Origin of the sequence: Sphingobium psychrophilum (assembly GCF_012927105.1) — a bacterium.
Taxonomy (GTDB): domain Bacteria; phylum Pseudomonadota; class Alphaproteobacteria; order Sphingomonadales; family Sphingomonadaceae; genus Sphingobium; species Sphingobium psychrophilum.
Window position 1 is genome coordinate 103066 of the sequence record NZ_JABBFV010000001.1, and the last position, 17290, is coordinate 120355.

Sequence of the window (17290 nt, forward strand, 5' to 3'; positions counted from 1 at the left end):
AAAGGTGTTACAATCATGGAACTGCACGGCAAGAAGATCATCGTCACCGGCGCGGCGCAAGGCATCGGGGCGTCCGCCCTTCGCGCCTATGTGGCGGCCGGCGCGCATGTCGCGGCGATGGATATCGACGCGGCGCAGGGGGAGGCGATGGCCGCCGCCGCGACCGCCAAAGGGCCAGGCTCAGCCTTCTTCATCAAATGTGATGTAGGCGATCGCGCAGAAGTGGATGCCGCCTTCGATGCGGCGGCGGCCCGTTTGGGCGGCCTTGATGTGCTGGCCCATATCGCGGGCGTTCATCGCCATGCCCCCACGCATGACGTACCCGACGAGACACTGGCCTGGCTTTTCAACGTCAATGTGAACGGCACCATCTATACCAACGGCGCTGCCTATCGGCATATGCCGGACGGTGGCTCCATCATCAATTTCGGGTCGGAATCAGGGCTGACCGCTGAAATCAACAATGCCGTTTATGGTGCGTCGAAGGCGGCGGTCCACGCCTGGACCCGCAGCGTTGCCCGCGAATGGGGCAAGCGCAACATCCGCCTGAATGCGGTGCTGCCCTATATCGTAACGCCCATGTACGCGCGTTTTCGGGAGGCCCTGTCCCCGGAAGACCTGGCCGCCCATGACAAGGCGACCGCCGAACAGATTCCGCTGGGCGGAAAATTCGGTGATGCCGACACGGATCTGGCGCCTGTGCTGCTATTCCTGGCCAGCGATGGCGCGCGCTTCATCACCGGGCAACTCATCCCCGTCGATGGCGGGCTGATTTCCGTTCGGTGATCTGGACGGGCATCGCCAGCGGATAGGCTATCCCATCCGCTCGATGACCATGGCGATGCCCTGTCCGCCGCCGATGCACATGGTGATCAGACCGTATCGGCCCCCGATCCGCTCCAGTTCGTAGATCGTCTTGACGGTCAATATCGCGCCGGTCGCGCCAACCGGATGGCCCAGGGCCACGCCGGACCCGTTCGGATTGACCTTTGCCGGATCGAATCCCAGGACTTTGGCGACGGCGCAGGCCTGCGCTGCAAAGGCTTCGTTCGATTCGATGACATCCATCTGTTCAAGCGCAAGACCCGCACGCGCAAGCGCGATGGGAACCGCCTTGACTGGACCGATGCCCATACGGTCCGGCTGTACGCCGGCATGGCCCCAACTGATGATCCGGGCCAGCGGTTTCAGATTGCCCGCATCAACCGCCGCCTGCGACGCCAGGACGACAGCGGCCGCGCCGTCGTTGATCCCAGATGCATTGCCGGCGGTGACGGTGCCGTCCTTCTTGAAGGCTGGCTTCAGCCCGGCAAGCTGTTCCACGCTGGCATCCGCACGCACATGCTCGTCGGTATCGAACAGCCTGGTCCCTTTCTGATCCTTGACCGCGATCGGCAGGATTTGCGACGAAAAGCGTCCTTCCTTCTGGGCATGCGCCGCCCTGTGGTGACTCTCGACGGCCAGACGATCCTGATCCTCGCGCGAGACGGCATGATCGGCAGCCACATTTTCAGCGGTCACGCCCATGTGGAAGCCTTCGAAGGGGTCGCTCAGGACCGCCAGTAGGGCATCGACCATTTTGACGTCGCCCATCTTTTGCCCGAAACGAGCCGCGGCGACATGGTGCGGGGAACGGGTCATAGACTCCGCGCCGCCGGCGACGGCGAAATCGCATTCGCCCAGCGCCAGCATCTGCGCAGCGGAGATGATCGCCTGGACCCCAGACCCGCACAGCCGGTTCAGGGTGAGGGCGGGCACCTCGATCGGAATGCCGGCTTCGACCGCCGCGACCCGCGCCAGATAGGCGTCCTTGGGTTCGCTGGGGATGACATTGCCCATGACGACATGACCCATCTGATCGGCGGCGACGCCGGACCGTGCGATCGCTTCGGCGATGACCGCTGCGCCCAGTTTCGCTGGCGGGTAATCTTTTAGGCTGCCGCCAAAGTCACCTATCGCCGTACGAACGCCCGCCAGAATATATACAGCTGTCATAGCCGCTCCTTGAATTGGGTAACGCGATTCAGGCTGCAAACATCGCTAGATCGGTCGTGTTGCTATCGTCGGGCAGATAGCGGTTGATGCGGCCCATCGGCAAGCCGCGACCGTCCTTCCCCGGCATCACGCCAGTTCGAACCCCTCATAGCCGCCATAGGCGACCTCCTCGCACCGCTTGCGATATTCCGGGCCACCACCGACATAGACCAGGGTACGGCGTACCGTGGTCCCATCCGGCTTGTGCGTCACCTTGACCCACCAGGCATTGGTGTCGGCCATCAGCGTCCTGGCAAAATCGGCATATACCGCGTCGGTCCACTGTTTTTCGGCCGCCTGCGTCGGTTGCGCATAGCTGTAATTGCCAGCCTTCATGTAACAGAGCATCTGCGTGACCCATTCAGCCTGAAGCGCGCCGCACACCCCGACATTACAAAATGCCGAGCCGTTATGCGGTCCAACCAGCGTATAGAAGTTGGGAAAGCCGCGCGCCTGTAAGCCTAGATAGGTTGACGGGCCATCGACCCAGGCGTCGATCAGGCGCACGCCGTCATGGCCACGGATATCGATCCGGTCGAGCGATCCGGTTATGCCGTCGAAGCCGGTCGCAAAGATGATGACGTCCAGATCGTAAATCTCGCCGCCGATCTTCGCACCTTGCGCGACAAACTCCTCGATCGGCGTCGTCTTTATATCGACCAGATGGACGTTGGGCTGGTTATAGGTTTCATAATAGTTGGTTTCCATCGGCACGCGCTTCGCGCCAAATGGGTGATCGACTGGTATCAGCTTTTCAGCCACCTCGGGATCATCGACCCTCTGTCTGATTTTCCCGGCGACGAAATCCGCCAATATCTTGTTGGACTCCTTGCTCAGTAACAGGTCGCGGAAGGTACTCAGCCAGATACCATATCCGGGGCGATCATAGAGCGCCTCGAAAAATGCGGTGCGCTCCGGTTCCGGCACTTCGGATGTCTTGCGCGTGTCGCGATGATAGGGGAAAGCAGTGGGCGTCGTCTTCACATATTCCAACACGGTCGGAAAACGGGCCTTGATCAGGTCCATTTCTTCGTCGCTCAGGGCCGAATTGCCAAGCGGCGTGCACCAATTGGGCGTGCGCTGGAACACGAACAGATCCTGCGCGGTTTCCGCGACGATGGGGATGATCTGGACACCGGTGGCGCCGGTGCCGATCACGCCCACACGCTTGCCGGAAAAGTCGATGTTCCGGGGCTTGCCGTCTGCATCCCTGGGCCAGCGCGACGAATGAAACGCCTCGCCCTGGAACAGGTCCAGCCCCTTATAATCTGGCATGGCGGATGCCGATAGCGGGCCGGTGGCCGATATCAGATAGCGGCAGGTCAAATCGGTGCCGTCGTCCAGCCTGATATCCCAGACATTGCCGTCGTCATTATAATGGGCCGACACGACCTTCGTCCTGAATTTGTAGAACCGCCGGATATTCATCTTGTCTGCCGCAGCATTAACGTATCGCAGCATTTCGGGCTGCGCGGCGAAATTCTCGCTCCACCGCCATTCGGGGATGATGCCTTTCAGCGCGAAATAGCCATAGGCATAGCTTTCGGTATCCAGCCGACAGCCCGGATAGCGGTTCCAGTACCAGGTGCCCCCGACATCCTCAGCCGCATCGACGCCCAGCACGCTCATTCCGTTCTGGTCGAGCAGATAGGTTTGATAGATGCCGGTTACGCCCGCACCGATCACGACTGCGTCATAGTCGGGGTTCATAATAGTCGGCATGGTCTATGACTTTCTTAGCGCGATAGGGTGATGGGACGTCGCCAGTCTTCAAGCGATAGTCCGGTTTTGGTCTGACAGGCTGAATGTCTGGCACCGGGACAGGATGGGCGACATGGGATGGCTTAAGGGGCAGGGCTATACTGCCCTGCCCCCCAATGCCGTGATCAGAACCGATAGGTGACTTCCGCACCAAAAGTCTGGGGTTCGCCCCAGATCGCGGTGTTGAAGCCGCCGCTGCCGCCTTCGACATAGCCCGAATTATAGTAGAATTCGTCGAGCAGGTTCTTGACGTAGGCCGCGACCGAGAATTTGCTGCCCATGACGTCGTTCCAGCTCAACCGAACGTCGACGGTCGCGTAGCCAGGCAATTTGGTGCGTGGCGTTATCGAGCCTTCATTGTTCGAAAAATGGGTCGACGTCTGGCCGAACACGTCGGTACGCAGCTTCACCTTACCCACGTCTTCCGACAAGGGCATCGTGATTTCGGCAAAAACCGAGCCCGCCCATTTGGGCGCATCGGAATAGGTGTCGAACGGAATGATCGGTCCGCCCAGCGGCGCAAGATCGACGATGTTCTTGGTGAATTTCGCGTCGGTATAAGCGCCCGATATGCCGAACTCCAACCAGTCGCTGGGCTTGAGGTTGACGTCGAACTCGACGCCCTGGATGCGCTTTTCGGGCACGTTCACGGTGAACGCCGATGGTCCCGCGCCAAGGTCGACGAACAGCGAATGCTGAGCGTCCTTTACGATCTGGCGATAGATGGCCAGATTGACCCGCGTGGGCATGGAGCCGATATAGTCGTTGAACTTATAGCCCAGCTCGAAGTCATAAGTATTTTCATTGTCGAAGAAATTGGCGTTGTTGAACGGTCCGACCGCGCCGTTGAAACCACCGGCGCGGAAGCTGCCGCGCTGCGCGAAATAGACCATGTTGCCGGAATTGATCTGATACTGGATGTTGAAGGTCCAGCTTGGATCATGAAGCTTGGCTTCCTGCTTGAGTGGTGTGGTGCCGCTCAGGTTGAAGAGGCTTCCCGCCTTCTGGCGAAGGCTCACCGTTTCCCAGCTATAGCGTCCGCCGGCCGTCACGCTCAGCTTGTCCGTCACGGCATAGGTCAGCTGGCCGAACACGGCCTTCGATTCGTTGCCGACTTCATAATTATAGGCGATGTCGGCCAGCGGCGTCGGCAATTCTGCACCGACGATCACCGGAATATATTCCTGCTTGGTCGTATCGGAATAGAAGACGCCCAGGATATATTCGAGGCCGCCGGTCTTGCCCTGCAACTGAAGCTCGTTCGAAATCCGTTCGGTGCTGAACACTTCGCCGCCCGGAGGGCCATTGCCCAGGCCCGAGCGGTTGTAGAGGCTCAGCGAACCGAAGGGCGAACCGGTCAGAATGCCCGGCGTCCGGGCGAACGCATCGGCATAGTTGAAGATATTCTTGAGCACGACGTCGTCACCGATTTCGGCCTCCACGGTATTGGTGATGAACGCGGTGTGGGCCTTATGGGGCAGGTCGTAGCTTAGCCACACCTTATAGGGATTGGCCTGCTGCCATGCCAGATAGCCCGCCACCGCGCCTGGCCAGGTGCCATCGCCCCGCGGCCCGTCGCCAATCAGCGGCGCGAAGGGGCTGTTCATCCCGTACAGGGTGTCGAGCGTGCTGTTGAGGACGAACCCGTTATTGGTTTCGCCAACCTGATGATAGGAATAGAGGCCGCCGGCACCTTCCGATCCGCCGAAGTCGCTGTACTGCGCGACCGTCGTCATCTTGAAACCATCTCTTGGCTCCAGTACGACCGTGATACGGCCAGACAGGGAATCGGTATCGCCCAGCGTGTTGCCGGTCTTGATGTTGCGGATGTAGCCATCCTGCTTGTTATAGTCGCCCGCGACGCGGACCTTGATGATGTCGGACACTGGAATGTCCAGTGCGCCCTGGACCTGGATATAGTTGCGCTGGCCACCCTTGACGGTCAGGAAACCACCGAAATCATCACCCGGCTTGGTCGTTTCGTACAGGATTGCGCCGCCCGTCGCATTGCGGCCGAACAGGGTGCCTTGCGGTCCTTTGAGAACCTGCACCGAATTGAAATCGAAAAAGGCCGTCGACGTATTGCCTTCAGTGGCCGGCGCCTCGTTGATATATGTCAGAACGGCGGGGCTGGAGCCGGAAAACGGATCGAGCGTCTGGCCGCGCAGCGTGAAATTGAGCTGGTTGGAATTCTGTCCGCTCTTGACGATCAGGCCGGGGACCAGCGCCGCCAGATCCTGCTCGCTGGCGACGTTGCGCGACTGGAGTGTGTCGGCATTGAAGGCCGCGACGGCCACGGGCACTTTGGACAGGGACTGTTCGCGCCTCTGGGCGGTGACGACGATGTCGGCTGGCGACGCGATTTTCTCGCTGCCCGGTTCGTCGGCCGCCGCCTGAGGGGCATCCTGACCAAATGCAGGCATCGCAGCCAAAAGCCCAACAGTGGCAATGCCACAAGCCAATCGTTGCTTAACATTCATAACACTCTCCCATTTTGCCGTGCCCCTACAGGCATCTTTGAGAACTTCAAACTAACTGTGATTAGGGAAATGTCAACTGGCAATAGACGGTGTGGAAACGCGGCGATCTCGAACGGGATCCGGATACGCCTGAGTTAGGTTGATATGTCTTATTTATCTATGTAAAACAGCAAAATAAATAATTTTTGACGAACAGAAAATGCTTCTGAAATTCCATATGTGCGATCCGCCGACGCGATATTTTCAGTTCTTAAAAACAAACTAAAATTAGGTTCTTTTGGATGACTGTGTATAGGTCGCGATGGGATAATTGCCTTGACGCCGTTATGTGACGGCTGCCAATCGCCGATGAGGGTCAGTGCCTAGCAGAAAGGGTTGCCAGCGGGCGTGGACATGCCCGCAGAGGCCGCGCCGACATTTGCTTTGATAGTGAAAATGCATCGCTGTCCTACCCGACCGATGGAGAAGTCCCATAATCGACGTTATTCATGCGGCCGGAGTTTCACCCTCGCAGGCGCTACCCGCGATGATCCTCCATGTATGGCACCGCGCTAGGCTCGGGACCTGTTAAATCACTTTAGGAGTTGGTGTTTGATTGATTCAATGGCGGTCCCAACTCAGGCCTTACAATATCGACCCAAGTGAGGCGCTCAGAGGCCAATGTTCGGTCCCCATGCGCTGACGGTCCGCTATTCCAGCGGCCTTTGCACTCATCGGACGAAAGGTCAGCTTGAACGCCCAACCGTTCCACCACACATCGGCGTCATGGCTAAAGTCACAATATGGTATGACGGCGGATGCCCCCTTTGCCATCGCGAGATTGCGCTCATGCGTCGACTGGATACACGTCGGCGGATTGATTTCATCGACGTGAGCAAAGAGGGTGGCATCTGCCCGATTGATCGGCAGACCCTTCTTGCCCGGCTGCACGCGAGCGAGAACGATGTCCTGCTTTCGGGCGCGGCCGCCTTCGCTGCAATGTGGCGCGCAATCCCACTGCTGCGGCCTCTCGGTGTGCTGGCAAAGTCGCCGACAATACTCAGGGTTCTGGAGTTCGCATATGTGACGTTCCTGAAGGCGCGCCCGACGCTCCAGCGATTTGCTGGCGGGAGGTCAGCGAGATGACGCCGCGTCGCGACCCGGTGCCACCTGGCCATGTGAGCGTGTGGGACTTTCCGCGTCCGGCGGTGGCCGAGCCTGTTGGGTTGCATGTCGTCATCGAACATCATGGTGTCATCGTCGCTGACACGCGCCGTGCGGTGCGAACGCTGGAAACCAGTCATCCGCCCAGCTACTATATTCCAAGGGACGACATCGCGACCGGCGTTCTGCGTCAAGCCAGCGGCGGTTCATTCTGCGAGTGGAAGGGTGCCGCGACTTACTGGGACGTTGTCCTCGATGGCGTATCGCTGTCGCGTGTAGGATGGAGCTATCCGGCGCCGACGCCCAATTTCGATTGTTTGCGTGACCATGTCGCCTTCTATGCCGCTCCGTTTGATCGCTGCACGGTCGATGGACAGACCGTGCTTCCCCAGCCGGGCGGCTTTTATGGCGGTTGGATCACTGCCGATCTGGCCGGACCGTTCAAGGGCGGACCCGGGAGCATGGGATGGTAAGGCGTTGAGCGAGGGCAAGGGCGACCGGCCTGAACGGAGCATCCCACGGGGGCGACTGTCCCGGCTGGGTCACTTTGGTCGGCTTGCCGGCGGCGTTGCGGGTGGCATGGCGGCAGAAGGCATGCGCCGGCTCGCCAGCGGCGAGCGACCGCGGCTGAGCGACCTGCTTCTCACACCGGGTAACGCCATGCGGGTTGCAGACCGTCTGTCACATTTGCGCGGCGCGGCCCTCAAACTTGGCCAGATGATCTCGATGGACGCCGGTGACATACTGCCGCCGGAGCTTTCAACGATTCTGGCAACCGTGCGCAACCAAGCATATCGCATGCCTCCGCAACAGCTTGGTGCTGTGCTCAAGAGGGAATGGGGGACGGACTGGCGGCGACGCTTTTCGCATTTCGATGCCATGCCGATCGCCGCCGCCTCCATCGGGCAGGTGCACCGCGCGACCCTTCCTGACGGACAGGTGCTCGCGATAAAGGTCCAGTATCCCGGTGTCCGGGCGAGCATCGACGCCGATGTCGACAACGTGGCGACGCTGTTGCGCATCTCAAACCTGCTCCCGCGAACGCTGGACCTTTCGCCGTTGCTGGCCGAGGCCAAGCGGCAGCTTGCCGAGGAAGCGGACTATCTGCGTGAAGGGGAGCAGATGCGCGCCTATGGTGAGCGCTTGTCGTGCGACGGGCGCTACATAGTTCCGACATTGCATTCGGATCTCACCACGGCGGACGTGCTGGCAATGCAGTTTGTGGAAGCACAGCCGATCGAGACACTCGCCGATGCGGGACAGGACGTCCGTGACCGCGCCATGACGACGCTCATAGAACTTGTCCTTCGCGAGATTTTCGAGTTCGGCGTCATGCAGACTGATCCCAATTTCGCTAATTTCAGGTGGCAGCCGGATACTGGGGCACTGGTACTGCTCGACTTCGGTGCGACACGGGTCGTACCGGTCCAGACCGTCGAGTCCTACCGCGCACTGATCGCCGCCGGGCTGGCGCATGATCGCGACGGCATCCGCGATATAGCGGTTGAAACTGGCTTTCTGGGTGCCGAAGCCGTCGCCGCCCACCGCGCCACGGTTGACCGCATCATTGCGGCAATCGACGACGCGCTCGGCAGACCAGAACCTTTCGACTTTGGCGATCGGGCGTTTGTGCCTGTCGTGCAGGCAGAGGCCTCGTCGCTGGTCGGCGACCGGGCTACCTGGCATATCCCGGACACCGAAAAGCTGTTTGTTCAGCGAAAGATCAGCGGGACAGCTATGCTCTGCGCGCGGCTGAAAGCCCGCGTCGACGTGGTCGGCCTCGCGCGGGCGGCCATAGCGTCAGGCCTGCCCTTGGCCGACGGACAAGAACCCCATCTCGCGTCAGCACCTGGCAACAAACCATGATGAACGCCAGAACAGAAGCTGGTGACTTGCTGCCGCGTTTCTCATATTCAAAATCGGGTCCAGCGGGGACGGGCGATAAAATGAGGACAGCCATGAGAGCTAGTCAATGGATGCGGGCCCTGACCCTCATTGCAGCAACAGTGACGCCCCTATCGGCACATGGGCAATCGACCATCGGGTTCGATGGACGTTGGACAGTCAATCTCTCTACTGACCCGACCAAGCCATATGAAAAGCAGATGGAAATTAAGCTGGGTTCTGACGGCAGCGTGAGTGGCTCATTTTACGACAGCAGAATTTTGGCCGGCCGCTGGAAGAACGATCGCGGACGAACATGCGTCAGTTTCAGAACAACGGACGGCGCGGGCCCATATTATACGAGCGCTTGCCTCCGCGATGGCGGCGTGGAGGGCCAAACATGGGCCGAACATCGTTCATTTCTGTTCAATTGGAACGCCAAACGCGCCGAGTGACGCACAAAATGGCGGGTTGTTACCATCTGATGTACGTGTTCACTTCGTTTCATCTAACGATAATCGAACCTTATACGACGTTCATAAGCCAAATTTCCGTCGCCGAGTGCAAGCTTTGTGCATAGGTCGTGGAGGGGATCGTTGAGGGCCTGCGGCTTATTTCTTCTTGGTCGAAACTCTGGTCGCGATGCGATGAAGGGCGCGGCGTTCGGTCGGGCTTGCCTTATTGTAGATTTCCTCGCTCGTCAGCCTGCGCCAGCGATCCAGGCGCGCGGCTGAAAGCCTACCGTCGGCGATGGCCGCGCGAACTGCACAGCCCGGTTCCACCTCGTGCGTGCAGTTGGAAAATCGGCAATGCTCGGCCGACTCGACGAAATCGTCGAATATCTCGGCAATGCCCGATCCTGCATCGGTCAGCTGCAATTCGCGCATGCCAGGGGTATCGAGCAACCAGCCCCCCCCCGCCAGCCGGTGCATCTCGCGCACCGTCGTCGTATGGCGCCCCGTGTCGTCCCCCTTGCGGATGGCCTGCGTCATTATGCCGTCGGAGCCACGCAGACTATTGACCAGCGTCGACTTGCCAACGCCAGAGGAACCGACAAGGGCAACAGTCTGTCCTCTGCCGCACCAGGTGGCAAGGCGCGCGACGCTGACAGGATCGCGCCCGTTGACGGCTTCGATCAGCAGCCCCGGTCGCAGATCCCGTACCGCTGCCACGAAAATATCTGGCGTGTCCGTAAGATCCGTCTTGGTGAGGATCACGACCGGCTGCACGCCGACTTCCTGCGCCAGTACCAGATACCGTTCCAGACGTGCCGTGCTGAAATCCTTGTTGCAGGAGGCCACGATAAAGAGCGTATCGACGTTCGCAGCGATCAGTTGCGTCTTTTTATCAGTGCCTGGCGCTTGCCGTTTGAACAGGTTTTCGCGCTGCAGGACGCGCCTGACCTCCAGCGTTACCTCATCGACCAGCAACCAGTCGCCTACCGTGGGACGATCTTCAGGAACGGAGGCGTCGGCGACATAGGGTGGGATCAGTCGCATCGCTCCAGCGCCCGCCACAGCAATGTTGCCGCGATGAACCGCCATCACCCGCGCGGGATGACATCCGGCACCGTCATCTTCCGAGATTTGCGCGCTGAAAAAAGGCCGCCACCCGAGATCTTCCAAAGTCTGACCCATCGCACATCCATTGAGTGTTATCGCAGCTCGCAGCCGCCATCATGACCAGATGCGCAATGTTGCACCGCTTGGGCCGCAAACAAACGCTCTGCGCTCTGGCACCCACAGAACTTGGCATTCTGCTTCGTCACAATCCGGCAATGGCCCGCCATACATCATTCTATTCTCTGGCCAAGGGCGTTGCCTGTACACTCTCCGAAATCTGCAACGTCGCAAACGACACAAATCGGCCTTTTACCGGCTAGTTCTGCTTTCCTAGGTCCGGCCCGGCAGCTTTGCAGACAGAATGAAAAACGGCTGCCGGGTTCAGGCCGTAAAAACGGATTGGCAAGACCCGACTGATTTCGATCCGCTGTGGTAGGACCGACAGCGAATTTCGTCGCTGTCGGTCCTACGCATCAGAATTTCTTGCGGATCGTTCCAAACACCTGACGCGGCGAACCGGCCTGCATCGTATTGTTTAGCGACGTCGCATTATTGAAGAACTGGCCGGAGCCCAGAGCGGCGATATAGTTCTTGTTGAGCAGGTTCACCGCATTCAACTGAAGCTCGACCCCGCCCAACACGCCGCCCGCCGGGAAGCGATAGCCGAGTGCGGCGTCGAACAGGACATAACCCTTGACTTTCAAGTCGCCGGTATAGGTCAGGTTGCGGTTGGACGTATAGGCACCCGACAGGTTGCCGAAGACGACGCCGTCGTCATAATTGATTTCGCCCTTGGCCAGATGCGCAGGCGTATCGACGGTGCGGACGCCCTTGGTCGGCACCGATGCGGTGCCGTTGACGGTGTCGTCGTCATAAGTGCTGTCATTATAGGAATAGGACCCGATCAAAGACAAAGCGGGCGTCACGCGATAGGTCGCGCCGATTTCAATGCCCCGGCTGGTGACGCTGCCCACATTTTGCAGGATGCTGGGGTTGCCCAGGATGTTCGCGCCGCTGAACGCCGCCAGCAGGCGGTTTTCGAACTTCACGTCATAGAGGGTCACGACACCACGCAGCTTGCCAGCGTCGAAGCGCCAGCCTGCCTCCATTGTGCGCGAGGTTTCGGGCTTCAGCGTGCCACGGATCGCTTCGAACCCGACCTGGGTCGTGCCGAAGGGACCACGGAAGGAGCTGATATAGGCGCGCATATTCTCCGCATAATTGGCGAAGAATTCCTGACGCCCGGCCTTGTAAGTTGCGCCGATCTGCGGCTGGAACCAGTCCTTCGCGGCGATCTTGCCATTGATGAAAGGCGTGCCGGCATTGGTCGTGATGCCATTTTCCACACGCGCGCCCTTGAACCCGCCCGCGATGGTCAGCGCATCGCTCAGTTGCCAGCTGTCGCTGACATGGAACTGGTTGGTGACGGTGGTCAGATCGGTCAGGAAGTCGCTGGCGAACGGGTTTTGCAGGAAATCAGTGACGTCGGGCCGGTTGGTCTGGCTGACGGCATAATAGTTGCGATCGGTGATCGCGTCGTTATCCTCGTACCAATAGCCGATCTGGATCGTGTGGTTGCCAAGGCGTGCGGTGGCATTGGCGATGCCGCCGTCGCGATTGATGCCATATTCGGTGGTCCGCACGGACAGCGGGAAGCCGTCCGGGCTGAACTTGGCAGGCGTATAGATGCCGCCACTACCCTTGTCATAATGATGATAATAGGTAGCGGAGACATCGAGCCATTCGCTGACCGATACGTCCAGCGTCACCGCGCCCAACACGTCCTCACGCACGCCGCCGCTGTCATAATAGGTGTCGTTGACATTGGTGTATGGCGCAGGAAAATTGGTACCCGCCGTAGGGAAGGGTAAAGCGCGCCCGGCAGCGGCCGCCGTCTTATTGGCGTTGACCTGCGACAGTAGTACCGCTGTATCGAAGTCGGGCGCCAGGAAGTCGAGATCATAGCCGATCCGGTCCAGTGTCGCGGGCGACAGGTCCGCATAATTGCGTTCCTTGTGCAGCGAATAATTGACCCAGCCGGTCAGCGTCGCATCGCCGATCTTCTGCACGACCTTGCCATTGACCTTGCGGTCCGTCTGCTCGCCGAAGCCCTTCCATTTGTCCGCGTCGTGATAGACCCCCGACAGGGAAATGAGCGTGCCACTCGGCAGTTCGCCGCTTTCCAAACGGGCGTAGATGTGCGCCGTGTCGTACATACCGTAAGTAACCGCGATTTCCCCGCCCATCTCCTGCGACGGCGAACGCGACACGAACTCCAGATTGCCGCCCAGATTGCTGGTAGACGCGATGCCCAGAGCGCCTGCGCCCTGCGACACATCGACCCGCGCGATATTTTCCGCAGCAATCGCCCGGCTGACATGCAGGCCGTTATGGCCGTTGTAGAACATGTCGCCCAACGGCACGCCGTCGAGCGTATAACCCATTTGGCTCTGGTTGAAGCCACGGACAGACAGGCGAGTGCCCAGTTCGTAGGACCCGAACGGATCGGAGCTTTGCAGCGCGACGCCGGGCAAGCGGGCAATGGCCTTCAACGGCGAACTGCCCGGTGCGAGTATCTCGATCGCCTTGGCCGATACCGTCTGTTCCTGGCGGACCTTGCCCTGGCCATAGACGACGATCTCGGTTCCACCTTGCGTCGCGCTGCCCTCTGCCGGGGCGGCTACGGGCGCATTGCCCTCTCCTGTAGCCGTCTGCGCCTGTACCGCCGCTGCGTTCAGCAGCAGGATGCAGGTCGCGGACGTCCGCAGAACTGTCCTGAACTTCATGGTAATTTCCCCCCGATCTGGATGATCGGTGGTGCGCCGCTACGCGCAATAAGCGACAATGACGCTACGCTTTGATGGCATTTTGAAGACAAATCCATCAGGTGTCATGCAGCAGTCATGAAGCGCACCTAGGCGCTGACATCATGTTGCCCCTCCCTCTTATTTGGCATCGCCGAGCACTGGTGCAGGCGATGGCGGCCTTAGCGGTAGTCCCCGTTTTGCCAGTCGATGCGGGCGCTCGTGCGGTGACTGATCCGTTTGCATTGGGAGTGGCGTCGGGCGATCCGGGGCTGGACGGCTTCGTCTTATGGACCCGACTGATCGGCGCCGATTTCCAACCGCTGCTCGCCCATGCGGTGGCGATATCGTATGATATCGCCACCGACGCCATGTTTCGCAAGATCATTCGCACCGGGCGGACGGTCGCCCACCCCGAACATGCGCATGCGGTGCATGTCGAAGCGACAGGTCTGCCGTCCGGTCGCCCCTATTGGTATCGATTTCACGCGCTGGGCGCCACCAGCCCCGTCGGCCGCGCAGTCACCGTGCCGCGCAGTGCCGACCGGCTGCGTATCGCCCTGACATCCTGCCAACATTGGGAACAGGCGCAGTTTGGCGTCTATCGCGACCTGGTGGCGGTGCAGCCCGACATCATTCTGCAGGTCGGCGACTATATTTACGAACAAAGCTATGCCGGACAGCCTAAAGTGCGCGAATTCGGTGCGCCCGAACCCAAAGATCTTGCAGGCTATCGGCAGCGCCACGCGCTCTACAAGACAGACCCGCATTTGCAGGCTGCGCATCGCGCCGCGCCGTGGATCGTGACGTGGGACGATCATGAGGTGCTGAACGATTATGCCAATCTGGCCAATCGCGATGCCTTGCCTCCGGAAATATTCGCGCTGCGCCGCGCCGCTGCCTACCAGGCCTATTTCGAACATATGCCAATTCGGCCTAGCCTATGGCTGGGCCGCGCTGCGCCGCGCCTGTACCGCGCCGTGGATTGGGCAGATCTGATGTCCCTGTCAGTACTCGACACGCGGCAGTATCGCAGTGCGCCGCCATGCGCCGCGCCAAACCTGGCGCGCAATATCGTAATCAGCGATTGTGCAGAGGCGCGCGCGCCGGAACGCACGATCCTGGGTGCGGCGCAGGAAAAATGGCTGGCCGGACGGCTGGCAAGCGAGCGGTGTCCCTGGACGCTTATTGCGCAGCAGGTCTTCTTCGCGCCTTTATGTCTGGATGAAGCGTGCACCAGCAGTTTCAGCGATCAGTGGGACGGTTATGCCGCCAATCGCGATCGGGTGCTAACTGGCCTAGCCCAGCCTGCCGTGCGCAACCCCGTGGTGTTGAGCGGCGATGTCCATAGCTTCTGGGTGAATGATCTGAACGATGTGGATGGTAAGGCTGTCGGCACCGAAATCGTCACGTCCGCTCTCGCTGCCGCGTCTCCGCCACCGGGCCGGTTCAACGACGTAAAGACCAATAATCCTCACATCCGCCTCAGCGATGTCGATCATGCCGGCTATGTTCTGATCGATATCAGCGCAAGCGTCTTGACCGCAGATTTCCGGGCAATCGCAGATCGCACAAAAGCAGACAGTCCTGTATCTTCGGTAGCGCAGTTCACCATCGAAACAGATCGCCGGGCATTGCAAAATCTATAGGTGGGTCAATCTGGTCGGGTCGAGCAAAATGAGCGCACTCCGCTTGACCACCGGATGCATTTGCTCAATCCTGCGCGGGTGAACGAAGTCATCGTCGATCCAGCCCCTTCCCGTTCCGGCCCCTCTGTGGTGCTCCCGGCGCGGCCTGAAGCGATCCGTCTCGATGCCGCGACGACGGCGGTCATCGTCGTGGATATGCAGAACGCCTATGCCAGCGAGGGCGGCTATGTGGACGAGGCTGGCTTCGATATTGGCCCGGCGGCTGGTGTGATTCCAAAGATTGCCGAAGTCGTCGATACGGCGCGCGCAGCGGGCATGCCGGTGGTGTTCCTGCAGAATGGCTGGGATTCCCACTATGTCGAGGCAGGCACGCCGCTCTCGCCAAACTGGCACAAATCCAATGCGCTCAAGACCATGCGGGCGCGACCCGAACTGGCCGGTAAGTTTCTAGCGCGCGGTGGATGGGACTATGACCTTGTGGATCGCTTGCATGTGCAGGAGGGCGACCTGCGCGTGCACAAGCCGCGCTATTCCGCCTTCTTCAACTCGCAGCTCGATTCCGTGTTACGGGCACGCGGCATCCGCACGCTGATCTTCACCGGCATCGCCACCAATGTCTGTGTCGAATCGACCTTGCGCGACGGCTTCCACCTCGAATATTTCGGCGTGCTGCTGGAGGACGCCGTGCATCATCTGGGGCCGGACTTTATCCGCGAAGCCAGCCTCTACAATGTCGAGACATTCTTCGGCTGGGTAAGCAGTGTCGCCGATTTCCGCACCGCTGTCGGCCAACTGCCAAAGAAGGAGGCCTGATGCCTTTCGAACCGATCAATCCGCCGCAGTTCCCCAAGCCCATCGCTCCCTATTCAGCCGGTGCCAAGGCGGGCGACACGGTGTACGTCTCTGGCGTGCTGGCGCTGGGAGAGGGCGGCATGGTGCTGCATATCGGCGACGCCGCCGCGCAGACGCGCCATGTGCTGGACGTCATCAAGACCACGATCGAGGCCGCGGGCGGCACGATGGCGGACATCGCCATGAACCACATCTTCCTGACCGACCTCAATGACTATGCCGCCTTCAATGCGGTCTATGCCGAATATTTTCCGGGTGACAAACCTGCGCGCTACTGCATCAAGTGCGAACTGGTGAAGCCGGACTGTCTGGTGGAGATCGCCTCGGTCGCCCATCTTGGCTAAGGCGGCAGGGCTTTACTACGAAATCCATGGCAGCGCTGATGCGCCACCGCTGATATTGTCGAGCGGCCTTGGCGGTTCGGCGACCTACTGGGTGCCGAACCTGCCGGCGCTGGCTGCGCATTTCCGCGTCATCGCCTATGACCATCGCGGCACCGGCCGCAGCGACTGCGCGCTTGCCGACACCCTATCTGTCGAGGACATGGCAAGCGACATGATCGCGCTGATGGATGCCATCGGCATCGTGCGCGTCCATTGCATCGGTCATGCGCTGGGCGGGGCCATCGGCGTCGAAACGGCCATCCGCACAGGGCGGATCGACCGGCTGGTCGTCGTCAACGGCTGGCGCTCGCTCTCCCCCCACACGCGGCGCTGTTTCGCCGCCCGCCTCGCATTGCTGCACGGCGCTGGCGAGCGGGCCTTTCTCGAAGCACAGCCGCTTTTCCTCTATCCGCCCGACTGGATCGCTGCCCACGACGAAGATCTGATGGCTGACCTCGAACACCATCTTGCGGCTTTTCCGGGCGTCGAGACGACGGCCAGGCGCATCGCCGCCGTGCAGACCTACACACCCGATCCGGCGGGGCTGGCGGCGCTGGAAAATCTGCTAGTCATCGCCACCCGTGACGACTTTCTCGTGCCGTTCGCCACCGCGCTCGATCTCGCCAAGCCGGTTACGCACGCCCGGACCGCCACGTGCGATTGGGGCGGTCATGCCTGCAACGTGACCGATCCCGACAATTTCAACCGCGTCGTTCTCGCATTCCTCAGGAGTTGAAG

The 17290-nt window shown here is 60.3% G+C and carries 14 protein-coding genes; 9 read left to right on the plus strand and 5 right to left on the minus strand.

Annotated features, from left to right (window positions below; all coding sequences use genetic code 11):
- Window positions 1-15: 15 nt before the first annotated feature.
- Entirely contained in the window at window positions 16-786 is a 771-nt protein-coding gene (locus tag HHL08_RS00495) for an SDR family NAD(P)-dependent oxidoreductase (RefSeq protein WP_169570468.1), read from the plus strand.
- A 27-nt stretch (window positions 787-813) separates the two neighbouring features.
- Here HHL08_RS00495 and bktB read toward each other — a convergent pair whose 3' ends face one another.
- The 3 genes from bktB to HHL08_RS00510 all read right to left on the minus strand — a co-directional run bounded on the left by bktB (window position 814) and on the right by HHL08_RS00510 (window position 6218).
- Entirely contained in the window at window positions 814-1995 is a 1182-nt protein-coding gene (gene bktB / locus HHL08_RS00500) for a beta-ketothiolase BktB (RefSeq protein ID WP_169570469.1), read from the minus strand.
- Window positions 1996-2121: 126 nt separating this feature from the next.
- Window positions 2122-3756, minus strand: coding sequence for a flavin-containing monooxygenase (locus HHL08_RS00505; protein WP_169570471.1), 1635 nt, complete (start codon window positions 3754-3756; stop codon window positions 2122-2124).
- A 164-nt stretch (window positions 3757-3920) separates the two neighbouring features.
- Window positions 3921-6218, minus strand: coding sequence for a TonB-dependent receptor (locus HHL08_RS00510; protein ID WP_235954507.1), 2298 nt, complete (start codon window positions 6216-6218; stop codon window positions 3921-3923).
- Window positions 6219-7040: 822 nt separating this feature from the next.
- On the opposite strand from HHL08_RS00510, the gene HHL08_RS00515 reads away from it, so the two are divergent.
- The 4 genes from HHL08_RS00515 to HHL08_RS00530 all read left to right on the plus strand — a co-directional run bounded on the left by HHL08_RS00515 (window position 7041) and on the right by HHL08_RS00530 (window position 9757).
- Window positions 7041-7400, plus strand: coding sequence for a thiol-disulfide oxidoreductase DCC family protein (locus tag HHL08_RS00515; protein ID WP_169570474.1), 360 nt, complete (start codon window positions 7041-7043; stop codon window positions 7398-7400).
- Window positions 7397-7891 (plus strand): DUF427 domain-containing protein, encoded by a 495-nt coding sequence (locus HHL08_RS00520; protein ID WP_169570475.1) that lies wholly within the window; start codon window positions 7397-7399, stop codon window positions 7889-7891. Before HHL08_RS00515 ends, HHL08_RS00520 begins: the two co-directional genes overlap by 4 nt.
- 106 nt (window positions 7892-7997) lie before the next feature.
- Window positions 7998-9284 (plus strand): ABC1 kinase family protein, encoded by a 1287-nt coding sequence (locus tag HHL08_RS00525; protein ID WP_235954508.1) that lies wholly within the window; start codon window positions 7998-8000, stop codon window positions 9282-9284.
- Window positions 9281-9757, plus strand: a complete 477-nt coding sequence (locus HHL08_RS00530; RefSeq protein WP_235954509.1) for a hypothetical protein — start codon at window positions 9281-9283, stop codon at window positions 9755-9757. Before HHL08_RS00525 ends, HHL08_RS00530 begins: the two co-directional genes overlap by 4 nt.
- A 156-nt stretch (window positions 9758-9913) precedes the next feature.
- On the opposite strand, the gene rsgA is transcribed toward HHL08_RS00530, so the two are convergent.
- Both rsgA and HHL08_RS00540 read right to left on the minus strand, forming a co-directional pair.
- Window positions 9914-10732, minus strand: a complete 819-nt coding sequence (gene rsgA, locus HHL08_RS00535; protein ID WP_328804529.1) for a ribosome small subunit-dependent GTPase A — start codon at window positions 10730-10732, stop codon at window positions 9914-9916.
- A gap of 605 nt (window positions 10733-11337) precedes the next feature.
- Window positions 11338-13650, minus strand: coding sequence for a TonB-dependent receptor (locus HHL08_RS00540; protein WP_169570480.1), 2313 nt, complete (start codon window positions 13648-13650; stop codon window positions 11338-11340).
- 245 nt (window positions 13651-13895) lie between these two features.
- On the opposite strand from HHL08_RS00540, the gene HHL08_RS00545 reads away from it, so the two are divergent.
- Genes HHL08_RS00545 through rutD form a run of 4 tightly spaced genes read left to right on the plus strand, consistent with a single transcriptional unit; the run spans window position 13896 to window position 17288 of the window.
- On the plus strand, window positions 13896-15317 hold the full coding sequence (locus HHL08_RS00545) for an alkaline phosphatase D family protein (RefSeq protein WP_169570482.1): 1422 nt from the start codon (window positions 13896-13898) through the stop codon (window positions 15315-15317).
- Between the two features lie 54 nt (window positions 15318-15371).
- Entirely contained in the window at window positions 15372-16130 is a 759-nt protein-coding gene (gene rutB, locus HHL08_RS00550; RefSeq protein WP_206377622.1) for a pyrimidine utilization protein B, read from the plus strand.
- Entirely contained in the window at window positions 16130-16513 is a 384-nt protein-coding gene (gene rutC / locus HHL08_RS00555) for a pyrimidine utilization protein C (RefSeq protein WP_169570483.1), read from the plus strand. The genes rutB and rutC overlap by 1 nt, the downstream gene beginning before the upstream one ends.
- The gene (gene rutD / locus HHL08_RS00560) at window positions 16506-17288 is read left to right on the plus strand and encodes a pyrimidine utilization protein D (protein ID WP_169570484.1); all 783 of its coding nucleotides are present in this window, start codon (window positions 16506-16508) and stop codon (window positions 17286-17288) included. Before rutC ends, rutD begins: the two co-directional genes overlap by 8 nt.
- Window positions 17289-17290: the final 2 nt, after the last annotated feature.